Source organism: Pseudomonas sp. GW821-FHT02H06 (assembly GCF_059421525.1).
Genome location: NZ_JBWKVD010000020.1, coordinates 1 through 17,419 on the forward strand (window position 1 = coordinate 1; position 17,419 = coordinate 17,419).

Annotated in this window: 15 protein-coding genes; 8 read left to right on the top strand and 7 right to left on the bottom strand. The window is 61.3% G+C overall.

From position 1 onward, the window contains the following. Positions 1 to 232 precede the first annotated feature (232 nt). Positions 233 to 1,684, bottom strand: coding sequence for a mannose-1-phosphate guanylyltransferase/mannose-6-phosphate isomerase (locus AC07VF_RS23490; protein WP_346628876.1), 1,452 nt, complete (start codon positions 1,682 to 1,684; stop codon positions 233 to 235). Between the two features lie 455 nt (positions 1,685 to 2,139). Here AC07VF_RS23490 and yegS point away from each other — a divergent pair, with 455 nt between their 5' ends. Then, positions 2,140 to 3,048, top strand: a complete 909-nt coding sequence (gene yegS / locus AC07VF_RS23495; protein WP_192172356.1) for a lipid kinase YegS — start codon at positions 2,140 to 2,142, stop codon at positions 3,046 to 3,048. A gap of 49 nt (positions 3,049 to 3,097) precedes the next feature. On the opposite strand, the gene AC07VF_RS23500 is transcribed toward yegS, so the two are convergent. The 3 genes from AC07VF_RS23500 to AC07VF_RS23510 all read right to left on the bottom strand — a co-directional run bounded on the left by AC07VF_RS23500 (position 3,098) and on the right by AC07VF_RS23510 (position 5,455). Beyond that, entirely contained in the window at positions 3,098 to 3,760 is a 663-nt protein-coding gene (locus tag AC07VF_RS23500) for a response regulator (protein ID WP_495009765.1), read from the bottom strand. Further along, positions 3,757 to 4,608 (bottom strand): sensor histidine kinase, encoded by an 852-nt coding sequence (locus AC07VF_RS23505; RefSeq protein ID WP_495009764.1) that lies wholly within the window; start codon positions 4,606 to 4,608, stop codon positions 3,757 to 3,759. Before AC07VF_RS23505 ends, AC07VF_RS23500 begins: the two co-directional genes overlap by 4 nt. A 343-nt stretch (positions 4,609 to 4,951) precedes the next feature. Continuing rightward, the gene (locus AC07VF_RS23510) at positions 4,952 to 5,455 is read right to left on the bottom strand and encodes a hypothetical protein (protein WP_192172358.1); all 504 of its coding nucleotides are present in this window, start codon (positions 5,453 to 5,455) and stop codon (positions 4,952 to 4,954) included. Between the two features lie 553 nt (positions 5,456 to 6,008). Here AC07VF_RS23510 and AC07VF_RS23515 point away from each other — a divergent pair. Next, the gene (locus AC07VF_RS23515; protein ID WP_192172359.1) at positions 6,009 to 6,935 is read left to right on the top strand and encodes a chemotaxis protein CheV; all 927 of its coding nucleotides are present in this window, start codon (positions 6,009 to 6,011) and stop codon (positions 6,933 to 6,935) included. Positions 6,936 to 7,052: 117 nt separating this feature from the next. Next, positions 7,053 to 7,859: an MOSC domain-containing protein gene (locus AC07VF_RS23520; RefSeq protein WP_495009763.1), complete on the top strand. Its 807-nt coding sequence runs from the start codon at positions 7,053 to 7,055 to the stop codon at positions 7,857 to 7,859. 168 nt (positions 7,860 to 8,027) lie between these two features. Here the strand turns inward: AC07VF_RS23520 and AC07VF_RS23525 are convergent, their stop codons facing one another. Beyond that, a complete protein-coding gene (locus AC07VF_RS23525; RefSeq protein ID WP_192172361.1) occupies positions 8,028 to 9,956 on the bottom strand; it encodes a transglycosylase SLT domain-containing protein in 1,929 nt (642 codons plus the stop codon). Between the two features lie 214 nt (positions 9,957 to 10,170). Here AC07VF_RS23525 and AC07VF_RS23530 point away from each other — a divergent pair, with 214 nt between their 5' ends. After that, positions 10,171 to 12,081 (top strand): ATP-binding cassette domain-containing protein, encoded by a 1,911-nt coding sequence (locus AC07VF_RS23530; protein WP_192172362.1) that lies wholly within the window; start codon positions 10,171 to 10,173, stop codon positions 12,079 to 12,081. A gap of 66 nt (positions 12,082 to 12,147) precedes the next feature. Here AC07VF_RS23530 and AC07VF_RS23535 read toward each other — a convergent pair whose 3' ends face one another. After that, positions 12,148 to 12,594: a universal stress protein gene (locus tag AC07VF_RS23535; RefSeq protein WP_192172363.1), complete on the bottom strand. Its 447-nt coding sequence runs from the start codon at positions 12,592 to 12,594 to the stop codon at positions 12,148 to 12,150. Between the two features lie 110 nt (positions 12,595 to 12,704). Between AC07VF_RS23535 and AC07VF_RS23540 the strand changes: the two genes are divergently transcribed. Continuing rightward, positions 12,705 to 13,142, top strand: coding sequence for a hypothetical protein (locus tag AC07VF_RS23540; protein ID WP_192172364.1), 438 nt, complete (start codon positions 12,705 to 12,707; stop codon positions 13,140 to 13,142). Positions 13,143 to 13,257: 115 nt separating this feature from the next. Here AC07VF_RS23540 and AC07VF_RS23545 read toward each other — a convergent pair whose 3' ends face one another. Then, a complete protein-coding gene (locus AC07VF_RS23545; RefSeq protein WP_192172365.1) occupies positions 13,258 to 13,413 on the bottom strand; it encodes a hypothetical protein in 156 nt (51 codons plus the stop codon). A 301-nt stretch (positions 13,414 to 13,714) separates the two neighbouring features. On the opposite strand from AC07VF_RS23545, the gene fadB reads away from it, so the two are divergent. From fadB to AC07VF_RS23560, 3 genes are all read left to right on the top strand, one after another. Beyond that, positions 13,715 to 15,862 carry a fatty acid oxidation complex subunit alpha FadB gene (gene fadB / locus AC07VF_RS23550; protein ID WP_192172366.1) on the top strand — a complete coding sequence of 716 codons (2,148 nt, stop codon included), beginning with the start codon at positions 13,715 to 13,717 and terminating at the stop codon, positions 15,860 to 15,862. A 23-nt stretch (positions 15,863 to 15,885) separates the two neighbouring features. Beyond that, entirely contained in the window at positions 15,886 to 17,061 is a 1,176-nt protein-coding gene (fadA, locus tag AC07VF_RS23555; protein ID WP_192172367.1) for an acetyl-CoA C-acyltransferase FadA, read from the top strand. A gap of 101 nt (positions 17,062 to 17,162) precedes the next feature. Continuing rightward, positions 17,163 to 17,399, top strand: a complete 237-nt coding sequence (locus tag AC07VF_RS23560; RefSeq protein ID WP_065988576.1) for a DUF1653 domain-containing protein — start codon at positions 17,163 to 17,165, stop codon at positions 17,397 to 17,399. Positions 17,400 to 17,419: the final 20 nt, after the last annotated feature.

Below are 17,419 nucleotides of genomic sequence, written 5' to 3' on the forward strand. Positions count from 1 at the left end.
GCGAGAGCCGCCCCCCGCCATGGATGGCGGATGGCGGCGGGCCCACGGAGCGGGACCGGAGTGAAGGAACCCCGAGGAACGAGGGGCCCAACCAGGAGCAAGCACCCTTGGTTACTTGGGGTGCTTTTCCAAGTAACTCGGCGAAGCCGAAACAGTCTGCCCCCAGGCAGACGCTCTTGATTTTGACCTTCGTACGCAACACCGGGGGGCTAGCGGTGGACCTGCGAAACGCCTAAATCTTGGCTGCTTCAGGCACCCGCCCATACACATCGGTAAACCGCACGATATCGTCCTCTCCCAAATACTCCCCGCTCTGCACCTCGATCATCACCAGATCAATCACCCCCGGATTGACCAGCCGATGAGTGTGCCCGGGCTGGATGAAGGTCGACTCATTGGTGTCGAGCATGAACTCCTTCTCCCCATTGGTAACCCGCGCCATGCCGCTGACCACGATCCAGTGCTCGCTGCGGTGGTGATGCATCTGCAACGACAACGACGCCTGCGGCTTCACCACAATGCGCTTGATCTTGAAACGCTTGCCTTCCTCCAGCACCGTGTAAGTCCCCCACGGCCGGGTCACGGTGTTGTGCAGCAAGTACGCCGGATGCCCCTGACGCTTGAGCGCCTGCGCGATAACCTTGACCTCCTGACTGCGATCGGCGTCAGCGATCAGCAATGCGTCCGGGGTATCGATGATGATCAGGTTATCCAGACCCACCGCACCCACCAGCCGCTTCTTCGAGTCGATGTAGCAGTTGGTCACGTCGTGCAGCACCACCTCGCCGTTGCATCGGTTGCCATTTTCATCGGCCGGACTCAGCTCGCGAATGGCCTGCCACGAACCGATGTCGCTCCAGCCCATCTCGCACGGCACCACCGCCACCTTCTGCGAATGCTCCATCAATGCGTAATCGATGGAAATGTCCGGCGCCAGGGCGAAGGTCGTGCTGTCCAGCTCGATCTGCAACTCGTTGCGGCCTTCCTTGCTGTTGCACTGCGCCAGGCAATGGCGCACGGCGGTCAGCACGTCGGGCGCGTGAGCTTCCAGCTCGGCGAGCAGCACATCGACGCGCATGCAGAACATCCCGGCGTTCCACAAATGCAGACCGCCCGCGAGATAGTCCTCGGCGGTCACGGCATCGGGTTTCTCGACGAAGCGCGCGACCTGATAGGCCTCGCTGCTGAGGGCCTGGCCTTTCTCGATGTAGCCAAAACCGGTTTCGGCGCGGGACGGGATCAGACCGAACGTCACCAGCCAGCCCTCGTCGGCCAGTTTGCGTGCGCTCTGGACGGCGGCCTCGAACGCGGCAACGTCAGTGATCAACTGGTCCGCCGGCAGAATCAACAGCTGCGCGTCGTCGCCATAGCGCTCCTGAACGTGCAGCGCCGCGGCGGCGATGGCCGGTGCGGTGTTGCGGCCGAACGGCTCGAGCAGAAACTCGAGCGCCAACTGGTGCGTGTTCAGCAGCCGGTAGTCATCGACGGTGCGGAAATACACTTCCCGATTGGTGACGGTGAGGACGCTTTCGACGCCGTCCAGCTGGCTGGCGCGATTGAAGGTCTTCTGCAGCAGGCTTTCGCCGTCCGGCAGGCGCATGAAGGGTTTGGGCATCGCCTCCCGTGAAACAGGCCACAGCCGGGTGCCGGCGCCGCCAGCGATAATGCAGGGAATCAGTTGCATGGGGTTTCTCGCCTCTTCGATCCATGAATCAATGACTGGGGCTGCATTCCCGATCATTCCGAGAAAAGTCAATTTAATGACTTTATCGTAGTATTCGGGCGAATTAGCCAATTATTTGTCGATTAGGCGCTTTCCGCCCGCGCATTTCAAGGGGTTGTAACGCGGAATTAACGCCTCTCGTCCCCTATTTACGGGGCGTAAACCCCCGGCAACTCGGCGTTGCGCGTAGGTGAACCCAGAGCGGTGGCAAGGCCGGCGCGCGTAAGTCCCTGCCATCCAAGGCTTTTTGCCATCATTGAGCGGGCTGACGTCCAACTTCAGCCGTGTCCGGGTGAATGCCAAAGCGTGTCTTGTCGAGGACGCCGGGTTAAAAGATTTTTCATCCACCGGGCTTTTTTTGCAGCACGCGCGGTCAACACATCACGCATCAACTCGAACACGCAAAAGGAAGGGACATGGCAGCGCGCAGGGCATTACTGATTCTTCACGGCAAGCAGGCGCTCAATGAGGATGTCCGCGAGGCGGTGGCGCGCAAGCGCAAACACGGCTGGGAACTGGACGTGCGCGTGACCTGGGAAGCGGGCGATGCCCAGCGCCTGGTACGTGAGGGTCTGGAGGCCGGTCATCGGCAGATCATCGCCGGTGGCGGCGATGGCACATTGCGCGACGTGGCGGAGGCGCTGGCGCTGTCTGAAGTCGACGCCAGTCTGGTGATCATGCCTCTGGGCACGGCCAATGATTTCGCCCGTTCGGCGGGTGTGCCGCTGGAACCCGACCAGGCCCTCGACCTGCTGGATGTCCCGGCGCGTGCGGTTGATATGGGTGCGGTGGGCGGTCAGATGTTCCTCAACATGGCCACCGGCGGGTTTGGCAGCCAGGTCACCGCCAACACCTCCGAAGACCTGAAAAAGATCCTCGGTGGTGCGGCGTATCTGTTCACCGGCCTTACGCGTTTCAGCGAGTTGAAAGCGGCTTATGGCGAATTTACCGGCCCGGACTTTCACTGGAAGGGCGAGATGCTGGCGCTGGGGATCGGCAACGGTCGTCAGGCGGGCGGCGGCCATCCGTTGTGCCCGGAAGCCCTCGCCGATGACGGCCTGCTGGACATCAGCATTCTGCCAGCGCCCCAGGAGGTGGTGAGCACGCTGAAGAGCCTGCTCGAAGGCGGTCTGGGCCTCGACAACATGTTCGTCCGCGCGCGGCTGCCGTGGGTCGAGCTCAAGTCGGCGCAAGGGCTGAACATCAATCTCGACGGCGAACCGCTGAGCGGCGAAGCAACCCGTTTCGAAGCACGAGCAGGCGCGTTGCGTGTGCACCTGCCGTCGCATTCGCCGTTGCTGGGGCAGACGCGACAACTCGCCTGAGCATCAACAACCGTCAGGTGAGCCGCGACCGCGCGCTCATCTGACGCCATCAGTCATCCAGGCTGATGATTCGCTCCCTCACACAGAACAGCACCAGTCCGGGCACGTCGTAGATGTGCAGCCGTTTCATGATCTGCGCGCGATGGGTTTCCACCGTCTTGACGCTCAAACCGAGGCCAGCGGCGATCTCGCGGGTTGAGGTGCCCCTTACCACCAGCCGCAGGATTTCCAGCTGGCGGGCGGTGAGGTTATGACCCTCGGCGGGTTCGACAGGCGCCAGCTGGCTGCCGACCAATGCCTGGCTGATGACCGTGTGAGCGATCGCCGGGCTCAGGTAGCGTTCGCCATCGCGCAGGGCGTTCAACGCGTGTTCGATCTCGCTGGCGGTTGCATCTTTCAGTAGGTAACCGTGGGCGCCGCACGCCAGCGCGCGCATGATCAGGCATGGCTCGGTGTGCATCGACAGGATCAGCACCTTGCTGTCCGGCAGCGTCTGACGCAGGCGTTGCAAGGCGTCCAGCCCGTCGCTTTCGCCCATGGAGATGTCGAGCAGAATGATGTCGGGTTCCAGCTGCAGGCTCATTTCCAGCAATTGATGGCCATTGCTGGCCTCGCCGATAACAGCGTAACCCGGGATGTCCGACACCAGCGCGCGGACACCGGCGCGGATCAGCGCGTGATCATCCACCAGCAGTACGTTGCAGACACTCACGGCTTGCTGCCTTCAGCGCGTCCGCGGACACGCGGCGCCCACGGAAACAACGCCTGAATGCAGGTGCCTTGCCCGGGCTCGCTGGCGACGTTCAATTCACCCCCCAACAAGTTTGCGCGCTCGGCCATGCCCGCCATACCGCGCTGCCCCTGACCGGCGGGGCTCAGCGCAGGAGCGAATCCCTGACCATCATCGCGAATGTTCAGCCACAACCCTTCCGGTCGGCGCTGCAGTTGCACGCGCAGGTTTTGCGCCTGGGCGTGGCGCAGCATATTGGTCACGGCTTCCTGGGTAATGCGGAATGCCGCCACCGCGATCTCTTCGGGAATACCGTCCAGGCGCTGCTGGCATTCCAGGCTCCACTGCACGGAAGTGGCTGACAGCGTGCGCAGCAAATGCGCGCGCAGGCTGGCTTCCAGTCCCAGGCTGGTGAGCTGTCGGGGGTTGAGAATGGCGGACAGGTCGCGAACCTTCGCCAGGGTTTCATCAAGGGTGTTGATGAGCATCGTGCACTGCGCGTGCAGCTCCTGCGGGGCGCGGCGCTGCAGCCAGTCGCTCTGCATTTTTGCTGCCGTGAGCATCTGGCCGATGTCGTCGTGCAGCTCGCGGCTCAGGCGATGACGTTCGGTTTCCTGAACCTGCAGCATGTGATCGGCGAGTTCCTTGGGCTGGAACTGAATGGTCCGGTTCGGGCGGATCATGCTGTAACAGAGGCCCGCAAATGCCAGCCCGTTGACGATGGCCAGCTCCAGCGGCAGGGTGCTGCTCGCCAGGTACGCGATCACATTGCAGCCCGTGGTCGCCAGGCACAGCAGGCCTGCCCAGCGAACGGTGCTGCCGGGGTTCATTCGCAGAAAGCCAGGGAATTTGCTGCTGCCATGCATAGCGGATGAAGCCATCGATAATGGATGTCTACACCTGACGGATCTGCCAGGCCATTTGAAAGGGCATTGCTAAAAACACAATGCTGTACTTCCTCTGTATGGGTACAGCGTGTTCGAACGACTCGTCGAATGGACAGAAAAAGTGCTGGTTGAAGCGCTCTTTCGAGCGCGCCGATAGTACCTTAATTGTCGGCGTTATTAAGGGCTGAGGTTGAAACCCGACTCACACCAACAACAGAGCCGGTTGTCCGTTCAGTCAGCTTTCAAGTCCGTAAGGCGAGTGCGTGTTCAGGAAATCAGCAGCCATTCATCGCGTTTCACTGTGATCGGCGTGCCTGGCGGCGAGCACGTCGCGCTGCCCGGGATTGACCGACCAGCCCGGATTGGCGGCGACGTTATTGTCCGGCTTGCCCACCCCGCACTGGCAGGCGAATGCGTTCAGCAAACCGCGCTGCTCACTGTCGTCCAGCGCCAGCGATCCGGTGTGGGGGTCGATGAGTTCAAGCTGCCAGGCCATCAGCTCAAAGCAGCGTTTGAGCGTGGGCAATGCCTCTGGCTGCAAATGGCCGGCCGCGCTGGCGAAGTAAAGGAGATAACGCAACTGCCGTGCGAAACCGCAGACCGTTTCCACGCGATGGGTGTCTGCCTTGCCGGCAAGGTGGTGCAATGTGGTGAGCAGACATTCCATCGCGTCACCATCATCGCTGATCAATTCCAGATGGCTGAGGCATTCATCGGCGCGGCACATGAGTGTCTGGGTATCGCTGAGAAACTCTGCGTGCAACTGCTGCCATTCATTGCCGTTCAGCATGTGCAATCTCCACTCTTCACAAATGGCGACGTCAGGTCGCGTGGGGCGAGTGGCCCAAAGTTAATGTTGAAGGCACTGGAAAGTCTGTAGGGCGTTTCTGATTGTTGCGAATGGTCGGGCAGGGTGGCGTGATCAGCATGAACGCGTGAAACGATCATCTGCACACAGGCCTCAAGAGAAGGGTCCTTCGCAAGGGTTCCGGCGAGTAGTGGGGAAACTTCCGCGAGCGCAACCGCATGCCTGACTCCATTCATTTACGAGAAGGGCGTCACAGTAATGGCTATTGGAAAAGCCGAATATCAGGTTCGCCCCGATTGCCCTTAGGGGTTACCCCTACTCGCGGTGGCAGGTTGCACTGAGTGGTCATCGGGCCGCGCATCTGAAAGCCGCGCCGTTCGCCGGTCTGCCAGCGCTCGGGTCTGTCGATGGGGTTGCAGTGATGTTATTGTGATATCAAAGGCGCGACGCGCGTTTCTATCCCGATTAAGGTCTGTCATGGGGCTGCCGATACAGGGTAGGCGGACTTACTTGAACCCTGCTCCAGGAGCAACAGATGGCTGGCATTCTCGACACAGTAGACCAACGTACACAGCTGGTAGGTGAGAACCGCCTGGAAATCCTTATGTTCCGCCTGGCCGGCCGACAGTTGTTCGCGATCAACGTATTCAAGGTGCAGGAAGTCCTGCAACTGCCCAAGCTGACACTGATGCCCCAGCGTCATCCGTTCGTGTGCGGCGTGGTCAACCTGCGCGGGCAGACCCTGCCGGTCATTGACCTGTCCCAGGCCATTGGCATGCGTCCGCTGGTGCCGGGGCCTTCGAGCACAATCATCGTCACCGAATACAACCGCTCGGTTCAGGCATTCCTGGTGGGCGGCGTCGACCGTATCGTCAACATGAACTGGGAGGCGATTCTGCCGCCACCGACCAGCGCCGGGCGTCAGCATTACCTGACCGCCATCAGCAAGGTCGATGACCAGTTGGTGGAGATCATCGACGTGGAGAAAGTCCTCGCCGAGATCGTGCCGTACAGTGCCAAGGTCTCCCGCGACAAGCTGGAAGATCCGGTCCTCGCCCGGGCCATTGGCCGCGAAGTGCTGTTGGTGGACGATTCCAATGTGGCGCTCTCGCAGTTGCGTGACACCCTGGGTCAGCTCGGCGTGAAGATGCACGTTGCCCGCGACGGGTTGAAAGCCCTGAACATGCTCAAGGGCTGGGCAGACACCGGCGAAGTCATGACCGACAAGCTGTTGATGGTCTTCACCGACGCCGAAATGCCGGAAATGGACGGCTACCGCCTGACCACGGAAATCCGTAACGACCCACGCTTGCGCGGCCTCTATGTCGTGCTGCACACCTCGCTGTCCGGGAGCTTCAACGAGTCCATGGTCAAGAAGGTTGGCTGCGATAACTTCCTCTCCAAATTCCAGCCGGACAAGCTGGTCGACGTGGTCCGCGAGCGGCTCATGCTCGACAACTGATCCGTTCCTGTTTCAAGCCCCTTGCTGTATGGAGGGGCTTTTTTGCATCTGTACCGCTTGGTTTTCCGGCGTCTCGTATAGAGTGGTGGCTTTCCGCTCTGGCAAAAGGACGCGTACATGTTTCACCTCAGCGCACTGTATCGGTACCCCCTCAAATCCTGCATGGCCGAGACGTTGCAGCAGGCCCGTTTCGATGAGTTGGGCATGAGTGGCGATCGTCGCTGGATGCTGGTGGACGAAGCCAGTGGGCGCTTTTACAGCCAGCGCGCGCTGCCGCAGATGTCGCAGCTCTCGGTGCTGTGGAAGGGCGATGGGGTGACGCTGTCGGCGCCGGGCCTGGGCAGTCTGGATGTGCCGGTGCCGGTCGATGAAGAAGCCAATCTGCGCGGTGTCACGATCTGGCGCGACACTTTTCGGGTGCCGGACGCGGGCGAGGACGCGGCGCGTTGGGTCAGCGCCTTGGTGGGCAAGCCGACGCGGCTGGTGCACGTGCCGAAAGAGCGCGCTCGCTGGCTGCCTTCAGGCTACGGGACGGTGGAAGACAGGGTCGGGTTCGCTGACGGTTTTCCGCTGTTGCTGATCGGGCAGTCTTCACTGGACGATTTGTCGCAGAAGGTGGGTCGCCCGCTGGAAATGTTGCGCTTTCGTCCGAATCTGGTGGTGTCCGGCGCGGAACCGTTCGCCGAGGATGGCTGGAAGCGGATTCGAATCGGCGGCGTTGAACTGCGGGTGCTAAAGCCGTGCTCGCGGTGCATCCTGACGACGATCGACCCTGCTACCGGTGAGCGCAGCGCGGATCGCGAACCGATGACCACACTGAAGACCTATCGCGAGCGAGAAGGGGAGATCTGGTTTGGCCAGAACCTGGTGAGTGATGGCCCAGGGCTGGTCGAGGTCGGGATGGAGGTTGAGGTGCTCGAGTGATTGAGCGCTTGCCCTTACGCTTTCCCGGCTAAAGCCGGTCCTACAAAATGCACTCGATTCGCACTGTAGGACCGGCTTTAGCCGGGAAGAGGCCAGGCGTCACACCGCGAATCTCCGCCGTGCAGCCGAGGTCTTCCCGGCTAAAGCCGGTCCTACGACCGCAGAGCCTCACAAATCATCAAAGAACCGTTCATGCCAGTCCACCAGCGGCTGCGGGGAATTGAGCTTCTGGCCGTAGATCACCGCATACGACAGCACGTTCTGCACATACTGGCGGGTCTCGTCGAACGGAATGCTCTCGACCCAGACGTCGAAGGCCAGGTGATTGGCGCCCCTCAACCACTGACGTACACGTCCCGGACCTGCGTTGTACGCCGCCGAAGCCAGTACCCGGTTGCCGTTGAACTGCGCATGGACCTGACTCAAATAAGCGGCGCCGAGCTGGATGTTCTTGTCCGGATCGAGCACCTGGGCCGGCGAGGCCAGGGGAATGCTGAATTTGCGCGCGGTCTCTTTGGCGGTCGCAGGCATCAGTTGCATCAGGCCTGCGGCACCGACGCCAGAGCGGGCGTCATCCATGAACGCGCTTTCCTGACGGGTGATCGCAAACACCCAGCTTGAATGCAGCCCGCGAACCTGCGCTTCACGCACCAGGGTGTCGCGGTGGGCCATCGGGAAGCGAATATCTAGATCGTCCCAGTACTGCGCCTGACTGATGGTGCGAATGGCCGGGAAATACCAGTGCATGTCGTACGCCAGTTTGGCCTGGGCGACCATTTCGTCCCGGCTGAAACGCCGGGTGACGTGGTACCACTCGCGACGGCCGTCGACGATCTGCCCGCGATCATAGAACTCCAGCGCGCGGCGCACGCCCGGTGTGTTGCGCACCTTGGTCATGAGCGCCTGGCTCATCACCAGCGGCTTGTTGTTGAGCATGTACGGCGTCTGGGTGCGGTCGGCGGCAAGGAAGCCGTAGAAATCACGCTCCTTCGCGACCGCCTTGTACAGCCCCGGAAGCAACGGGCTGTTGGGCTGAGCAAGCTCGAGAGAGCGGGCCTGCCAGTAACGCCAGCGGTTCGTGGTCGCGAGGTCTTGGGGCAGGCGACGGGTCAGCTCGTACGCATCGCTCCAGCGACCGAGCCGCAGCAACAGGCGCAGGCGCCATTCGGTGACGGTGTTGTCGCGCAGGTCCGGGTCGTACTTGGTCATGACCTCAAGGGCGCGGCCGTCATAACTGCGAGCCAGGGTCAGGCCGATTTCCTTGGCGATCTGCACCTGTTCCTCGTGGGAGAAATGCAGCACCGGCGCGTAGCTGTCGAGCAGCTCCATGGCCCGCTGCGGGTCCTGCTTGGCCAGGCGACGCAGCCCCAGCCCGACCACATCGGACATCGCCTCGTCGGCTGGCATGAACTGGCCCTGGTTGTTGACCATTTCCGGCTTCTGCGCGACGGCGATCAGCAAACGGCCCTGGGGCGCGAGGGTGGTCATGCTGTTGACCAGTTGATTGGCCAGCGCGTAGTTGCGCACCTGCGCGGCGAGCTTGGCGCGCTGCCAGCGTTTCTGCTCGGTCAACTGCCCCTCGACCGCCCACTGGGTGAAGAACGTATCGCAGGCTGCCGGCAGCGTCTTGCCGGTCATCCAGGTCTTCTCGGCGTTGGCATAGCCTTCCGAGCGCTGGTTGTGGCTGAGCTGATACGAGCCATACAAACAGTCGAGCTCGACGAAATTCAGCTTGGGGTCGTAATACTTGACGAAGGGCTGCCAGTCACCGCGCGAAGCCAGCAGCCGCAGCCAGCGCAGCTTCATGTAGTTGGCTTGCGGCAGGTCGCCATGCTCGGCGAAGAACTTCTCGATTTCCTCGTTGCTCGCGCTGTTCAGGCGGGCGGTGAGTTCGTCGTAGGCCAGGTAGGGTTCGAGGGGGTAATCCGCCAACGCAGCGGCGTACGTACGATAAGGGCCGCCGTCGCCCTTGGCCAAAGCCCGTTTGGCTTCATCGTAATATTGGCGTTGGGTGGTGAGATCGACCGCTTGGACGGACTGGGCAGCGGTGGCCGACAGAAGCAGGCAGGACAAAAGGCTGAAGAAACGACTGCGCATGAGACTTCCGTGCAGATGCATCGTGAAAAGTGCGGCTAGCTTAGCCTGTTGCCCGCGCGGGTTGAAGCGCTGCCTCGTCCGTCGTGATAGATGGAAACAAACCCCGGCCTGCAATCGGCCGACCACCGGGTCCGGACGACGTCCTGTCATCGATTAGCCGCCCATCTGCCGGGTTATCTCAGGTAGAATGCGCGCCCGGTTTTTGGAGAAGCTCATGACCCTGCTCAAATTCAGCGATGTGTCCCTTGCGTTCGGCGCCATGCCGTTGTTGGACAAGGTGTCCTGGCAGATCGCCCGTGGTGAGCGGGTCTGCATCATTGGCCGCAACGGCACCGGCAAGTCCAGCATGTTGAAGCTCGTCAAGGGCATTCAGATGCCCGACGACGGCAATGTCTGGCGCGCGCCGGGCCTCAAGATCGGCGAGCTGCCCCAGGAGTTGCCGGTCGCTGACGGCCGTACCGTATTTGACGTGGTTGCCGAAGGCCTCGATGGCGTCGGCGAGTTGCTCGCCCAGTATCACCACCTCAGCCAGAACATCGTCACCGCCGAAGACCTCGACAAGCTGATGCACGTGCAGTCGGACCTCGAAGCCCGTGACGGCTGGCGCCTGCAGCAGTTGGTGGACAGCACCCTCAGCCGTCTGCAACTGCCGGCCGACAAGACCCTCGCCGAACTGTCCGGCGGCTGGCGTCGTCGCGTGTTGCTGGCCCAGGCGCTGGTCTCCGAGCCTGATCTGCTCATGCTCGACGAACCGACCAACCACCTCGACATCGGCGCCATCGCCTGGCTTGAAGAAGCACTGAGGGAATTCCAGGGCGCGGTGTTGTTCATCACCCACGACCGGTCCTTCCTGCAAAACCTTGCCACGCGCATTCTTGAACTCGACCGTGGCGGCCTGATCGACTGGGACGGCGACTACGCCAGCTTCCTGGTGCACAAGGAAGCCATGCTCGCGGCGGAAGAAACCGCCAACGCGCTGTTCGACAAGCGTCTGGCCCAGGAAGAAGTATGGATTCGTCAGGGCATCAAGGCCCGTCGTACCCGTAACGAAGGCCGCGTACGCGCCCTGAAGGCATTGCGCGTTGAACGCAGCGACCGTCGCGAACGCACCGGCAAGGCCAACATCCAGCTCGACACGGCAGACAAATCCGGCAAGCAGGTGATGGTGCTCGACAACGTCAGCTTCGCTCACCCGGGCGGCCCGATGCTGATCAAGGACTTCTCTATGGTCCTGCAGCGCGAAGACCGCATCGGTCTGCTCGGCGCCAACGGTACCGGCAAGACGACGCTGCTCAAGCTGATGCTCGACAACCTCCAGCCCACCAGCGGCAAAGTGGAAGTCGGCACCCGTCTGGATGTCGCCTACTTCGACCAGTTGCGTCACCAGCTCGATCTGGAAAAAACCGTGATCGACAACGTGGCCGAAGGCCGCGACTTCATCGACATCGACGGCCAGAGCCGCCATGTCCTCAGCTACCTGGGCGATTTCCTGTTCAGCCCGCAGCGGGCGCGGACGCCGGTCAAGGCGTTGTCCGGCGGTGAGCGCGCGCGTCTGCTGCTCGCCAAACTGTTCAGCAAACCGGCCAACCTGCTGGTCCTCGACGAACCGACCAACGATCTGGACGTCGAGACCCTCGAGCTGCTTGAAGAAGTGCTGTTGACCTTCAAGGGCACCGTGCTGATGGTCAGCCACGACCGGGCATTCCTCGATAACGTCGTCACCAGCACCCTGGTGTTCGAAGGCGAGGGCAAGGTCCGCGAATTCGTCGGTGGCTATCAGGACTGGATTCGCCAGGGCGGCTCGCCGCGTCTGCTGGGCGTCACCGACAGCAAGTCCGGCAAGTCCGAGCTGGCCACTGCCGTGGTTCAGGCAGCACCGGTCGCGGCGGCCGAAATGCCGGTCGCCAAAAAGAAGCTCAGCTATAAACTGCAACGCGAGCTGGAAGCCCTGCCTGCGCAAATTGACGCTGTAGAAGCGCAAATGGCTGCGCTCAGTGCCGAGATGGCCGAGGCCGGTTTCTATCAGCGTCCTGCGGAGCAAACCACAGCCGTGATGGCGCAGCTGGAAAGCCTGCAAGGCGAACTGGACGGACTCCTTGAGCGTTGGGCCGAGCTGGACGAGTGATCGCTAAGCTGTAGCAATAAAAAAGCCCGGCCCTTTTTCAAGGACCGGGCTTTTGCATTGGCGCGCTTATTTCTCCGGGCGCTTGATCAGGCGCACTGCCAGCACGTCACACGGCGCACCGTGCAGCACGTCGTTGGCAGTAGAACCGAGCAGCAGGGACAGGCCATGACGGCCGTGGCTGCCGACAACGATCAGATCAACGTGGTGTTCCTTCGCCAGGTTGTGGATTTCCTGACGCGGCTGGCCGTAGGTCAAATGGCTGTCGCCGGTCTTTACGTCGGGGTATTTGCGTTTCAGCGCTTCCAGCTTTTCCTTGGCCTGATCGAACTGCTGTTGCTGCAGCTGCGACAGGTCCATCGGGACATCGCCACCGAACGCCATGGCCATAGGTTCGACGATGTGCACCAGCGAAAGCTTGGAGTGGCCGGCCAACGCCAGCGCCATGGCTTTTTTGATAACCGGATCGCACTCTTCAGTGAGGTCCACGGCTACCAGGATATGTTCATAGGACATGGGGTGTTCCTTCTGAGGTTTGCGATGGTTTTGATTATGGCTCTTTTCACGCGCCTCTGGCACGCCGATGTGGTTCGCCAGCAGCTAGCCGCCGCGGGGGGCGTACAAATATGACGGTGTGGATCATCCTGTCAATCATTGCGGTGGTTTTAAGTCCGCTGGTCTGGCTGCGCCCCTCGCGCTCGCAGAGCGGCAGAATGGCCATGCGCATGCAGGCGCGGCGCATGGGGTTGGCCATGCAGCTGATTCCCCAGGAGTGGCCGCATTGGTTGCCGACCGAGCCGCCGAGCCCGTGCCCGCAGTATCACCGGCCACGTGCCGCGCGGGCGCCCGATGTCTGGGTGTACTGGCAGATGGAGCCGGGCGTGTGGGTCAACCAGTGGCGCGAGCCGTGTGAAGATCCGCGCCTGCTCGAGCCGTTCAAGACGCTGCCGGCGGACGTCTACAAAGTGGAGGCGGGCAAGCAGCTAATTGCCCTGTATTGGGCCGAGCGCGGCGAGCCCGAAGTATTGCAGCACATTGCAGCGGTGCTGAAGGCCTTGGCGTAAGCCGTCCCGATGCCCGAATCGCGGGCATTAAAAAGCCCGATAACAACATCGGGCCGGGGTTGGCCAGGCAGGCCGTAATTCTTGTGCAGTGCGGTGCAATGCCGCTCGCCGGGTCTCACATCACTTGCTGACGACCCTCAAATGACCCGTCTTGATGCGCAGTGCGCTGAATGTAGACCTTAATGGTGCGTTTGTCTGCTGCCTCACCGTTTATTTCATGCTGCGTTCCGAGCCACTGCCCGCCGCCACGCCCCATCTTCTTCAGTTTCATGCCCCCGCGATCATGCGCCTGAATAGCCTTCTATCAGGCGCACGTTTTACCTGCGATTTGCCGGTTTTGCCCGCTGTCTGCTGAATTGACAATTGCTGGAATATGGCAGAAGGTAGCCGCACCCAAATCAAACGGGCGTATGAATTGAGCGTTTGCCGTAGGAATGCTCTCACAGACGCTCGAATCGCGTCGACGGGGTGACTGGCGTTTGGTGTTTCGCCTCGACGGCAACGTCGAGCATAGCGCCGGATCTCAGCGTCTGATGCGTATTGTTCAGCTTCCATATCGTGGAGATCAGTTGATGATTTACGAAGGTAAAGCCATCACGGTTAAGGCTCTTGAAAGTGGCATCGTCGAACTGCGGTTCGACCTCAAGGGTGAGTCCGTCAACAAGTTCAACCGCCTCACCCTCAACGACCTGAGTCAGGCCATCGAAGCCATCAAGGCCGACAGCTCGATCAAGGGCGTCATCGTCACCAGCGGCAAGGACGTCTTCATCGTCGGCGCCGACATCACCGAATTCGTCGATAACTTCAAGCTGCCGGACGCTGAACTCGTCGCCGGCAACCTCGAAGCCAACAAAATCTTCAGCGCTTTCGAAGACCTCAACGTACCGACCCTTGCTGCCATCAACGGCATCGCCCTGGGCGGCGGTCTGGAAATGTGCCTGGCCGCTGACTTCCGCGTCATGTCCGCTACCGCCAAGGTCGGCCTGCCTGAAGTCAAACTCGGTATCTATCCGGGCTTCGGCGGCACAGTCCGTCTGCCACGCCTGATCGGTGTAGACAACGCGGTCGAGTGGATCGCGTCCGGCAAAGACAACAGCGCTGAAGACGCACTGAAAGTGGGCGCCGTCGATGCTGTCGTGGCTCCCGGCAAACTGCAGGAAGCTGCACTGGACCTGATCAAGCGCGCCATCTCCGGCGAGTTCGACTTCAAGGCCAAGCGTCAGCCGAAGCTGGACAAACTCAAGCTCAACGCCATCGAGCAGATGATGGCCTTCGAAACCGCCAAGGGTTTCGTGGCAGGCCAGGCCGGCCCGAACTACCCGGCGCCGGTCGAAGCGATCAAGACCATCCAGAAAGCCGCCAATTTCGGTCGCGACAAAGCGCTGGAAGTGGAAGCGGCCGGTTTCGTGAAGATGGCCAAGACCTCGGCCGCTGCGAGCCTCATCGGTCTGTTCCTGAACGATCAGGAGCTGAAAAAGAAAGCCAAGGTCTACGACGAAGTCGCCAAGGACGTGAAGCAGGCCGCTGTATTGGGCGCCGGCATCATGGGGGGCGGCATCGCCTATCAGTCGGCTGTCAAAGGCACGCCGATCCTGATGAAGGACATCCGTGAAGAAGCCATCGCGCTGGGCCTGGGCGAAGCATCGAAGCTGCTGGGCAAGCGCGTCGAAAAAGGCCGCCTGACCACCGCGAAGATGGCCGAAGCGCTCAACGCGATTCGTCCTACGTTGTCCTACGGCGATTTCGGCACCGTCGACCTCGTCGTCGAAGCCGTGGTCGAGAACCCGAAGGTCAAACAAGCCGTACTGGCCGAAGTGGAAGGGCAGGTGGGTGAAAACACCATTCTCGCTTCCAACACCTCGACGATCTCCATCAGCTTGCTCGCCAAGGCCCTCAAGCGCCCGGAAAACTTCGTCGGCATGCACTTCTTCAACCCGGTGCACATGATGCCCCTGGTTGAAGTCATCCGTGGCGAGAAGTCCAGCGAAGTCGCCGTGGCGACCACCGTGGCTTACGCCAAGAAGATGGGCAAGAACCCGATCGTGGTCAACGACTGCCCGGGCTTCCTGGTCAACCGCATCCTGTTCCCGTACTTCGGCGGCTTCGCCAAGCTGGTCAGCGCCGGTGTGGATTTCGTGCGCATCGACAAGGTCATGGAAAAATTCGGCTGGCCAATGGGCCCGGCGTACCTGATGGACGTGGTCGGCATCGACACCGGGCACCACGGTCGCGACGTCATGGCCGAAGGCTTCCCGGACCGCATGAAGGACGATCGCCGCACGGCCGTTGACGCCTTGTACGACGCCAATCGCCTCGGCCAGAAGAACGGCAAGGGCTTCTACGTCTACGAGACCGACAAGCAGGGCAAACCGAAGAAAGTGGTCGACGCTTCCGTGCTGGAAGTGCTCAAGCCGGTGATCTACGAGCAGCGTGAAGTCAGCGACGAAGACATCATCAACTGGATGATGATCCCGCTGTGCCTCGAAACCGTGCGTTGCCTGGAAGACGGCATTGTCGACACGGCTGCCGAGGCCGACATGGGCCTGATCTACGGCATCGGCTTCCCTCCGTTCCGCGGTGGCGCGCTGCGCTACATCGACTCGATCGGTGTCGCTGAATTCGTGGCCCTGGCTGACCAATACGCTGATCTGGGCGCTCTGTACCACCCCACTGCGAAGCTGCGTGAAATGGCCAAGACCGGCCAACGCTTCTTCGGCTAAGTGCCCAACGAACAGGTGAAGATATGAGCTTGAATCCGAGAGACGTCGTGATTGTCGACTTCGGTCGCACACCGATGGGCCGCTCCAAGGGTGGCATGCACCGCAATACCCGCGCCGAAGACATGTCGGCGCACCTGATCAGCAAATTGCTGGAACGCAACCACAAGGTTGACCCGGCCGAAGTCGAGGACGTGATCTGGGGCTGCGTCAACCAGACCCTGGAGCAGGGCTGGAACATCGCGCGCATGGCGTCGCTGATGACCCAGATTCCGCACACCTCCGCCGCGCAGACGGTCAGCCGCCTGTGTGGTTCGTCCATGAGCGCGTTGCACACGGCGGCTCAGGCGATCATGAGCAACAACGGTGACGTCTTCGTCATCGGCGGTGTCGAGCACATGGGCCACGTTGGCATGATGCACGGTGTCGACCCGAACCCGCACATGTCGCTGTACGCCGCCAAAGCCTCCGGCATGATGGGCCTGACCGCCGAAATGCTGGGCAAGATGCACGGCATCACCCGCGAGGCGCAGGATGCGTTCGGTGTGCGCTCCCACAGGCTCGCTCAGAAGGCCACGCTGGAAGGGAAGTTCAAGGACGAAATCATCCCGATGCAGGGCTACGACGAGAACGGTTTCCTGAAGATGTTCGACTTCGACGAGACCATTCGTCCGGAGACGACGCTGGAAAGCCTGGCTGTCCTCAAGCCTGCGTTCAACCCGAAAGGCGGTACGGTCACGGCCGGCACCTCGTCGCAGATCACTGACGGTGCTTCGTGCATGATCGTCATGTCCGGCCAGCGCGCCATGGACCTCGGCATCCAGCCCCTGGCGGTGATCCGCTCCATGGCCGTGGCCGGTGTCGACCCCGCAATCATGGGTTACGGACCGGTTCCGGCGACCCAGAAAGCGCTTAAGCGTGCAGGGCTGAGCATCGCCGATATCGACTACTTCGAGCTCAACGAAGCTTTCGCTGCACAGGCCCTGCCGGTGCTGAAAGATTTGAAAGTGCTCGACAAGATGGACGAGAAGGTTAACCTGCACGGCGGCGCCATCGCCTTGGGTCACCCGTTCGGTTGCTCGGGGGCGCGGATTTCCGGCACCTTGCTCAACGTGATGAAGCAGAATGGCGGCACCCTGGGTGTTGCCACCATGTGCATCGGTCTGGGTCAGGGCATTACCACCGTATTCGAACGCGTCTAAACGGTGTGAGTGTGCAAGCCGGGGCCTGGTGCCCCGGCTTTTGTTTTTTCCGAAAATGTATTTTCGCCACTTTTTTTCCTGTCACACCCGAGGTCCCCCGCATGCCGCTACAGCCAGGTCTCTACCGTCACTACAAAGGGCCCGAATACCGTGTTATCGGTGTCGCGCGGCATTCGGAGACCGAAGAAGAAGTGGTGTGCTATCAAGCGCTGTACGGCGAATACGGCCTGTGGGTACGCCCTTTGAGCATGTTTCTGCAGTCAGTTGAGGTTGACGGCGAGCAAGTGCCGCGCTTTGCTTTGGTTCAGGCCGAACCGGATCTTTTTCCACGGCCCTGAGGCATGACGTTGCAGCAGCC

Bases quoted from the DNA above. Each gene is read 5' to 3' on its own strand.
- AC07VF_RS23530 (WP_192172362.1), top strand. From the start codon at position 10,171: ATGACCCTGCTCAAATTCAGCGATGTGTCCCTTGCGTTCGGCGCCATG.
- AC07VF_RS23525 (WP_192172361.1), bottom strand. From the start codon at position 9,956: ATGCGCAGTCGTTTCTTCAGCCTTTTGTCCTGCCTGCTTCTGTCGGCC.
- AC07VF_RS23510 (WP_192172358.1), bottom strand. From the start codon at position 5,455: ATGCTGAACGGCAATGAATGGCAGCAGTTGCACGCAGAGTTTCTCAGC.
- AC07VF_RS23535 (WP_192172363.1), bottom strand. From the start codon at position 12,594: ATGTCCTATGAACATATCCTGGTAGCCGTGGACCTCACTGAAGAGTGC.
- AC07VF_RS23490 (WP_346628876.1), bottom strand. From the start codon at position 1,684: ATGCAACTGATTCCCTGCATTATCGCTGGCGGCGCCGGCACCCGGCTG.
- AC07VF_RS23540 (WP_192172364.1), top strand. From the start codon at position 12,705: ATGACGGTGTGGATCATCCTGTCAATCATTGCGGTGGTTTTAAGTCCG.
- AC07VF_RS23505 (WP_495009764.1), bottom strand. From the start codon at position 4,608: ATGAACCCCGGCAGCACCGTTCGCTGGGCAGGCCTGCTGTGCCTGGCG.
- yegS (WP_192172356.1), top strand. From the start codon at position 2,140: ATGGCAGCGCGCAGGGCATTACTGATTCTTCACGGCAAGCAGGCGCTC.
- AC07VF_RS23515 (WP_192172359.1), top strand. From the start codon at position 6,009: ATGGCTGGCATTCTCGACACAGTAGACCAACGTACACAGCTGGTAGGT.
- fadB (WP_192172366.1), top strand. From the start codon at position 13,715: ATGATTTACGAAGGTAAAGCCATCACGGTTAAGGCTCTTGAAAGTGGC.
- AC07VF_RS23560 (WP_065988576.1), top strand. From the start codon at position 17,163: ATGCCGCTACAGCCAGGTCTCTACCGTCACTACAAAGGGCCCGAATAC.
- AC07VF_RS23520 (WP_495009763.1), top strand. From the start codon at position 7,053: ATGTTTCACCTCAGCGCACTGTATCGGTACCCCCTCAAATCCTGCATG.
- fadA (WP_192172367.1), top strand. From the start codon at position 15,886: ATGAGCTTGAATCCGAGAGACGTCGTGATTGTCGACTTCGGTCGCACA.
- AC07VF_RS23545 (WP_192172365.1), bottom strand. From the start codon at position 13,413: ATGAAACTGAAGAAGATGGGGCGTGGCGGCGGGCAGTGGCTCGGAACG.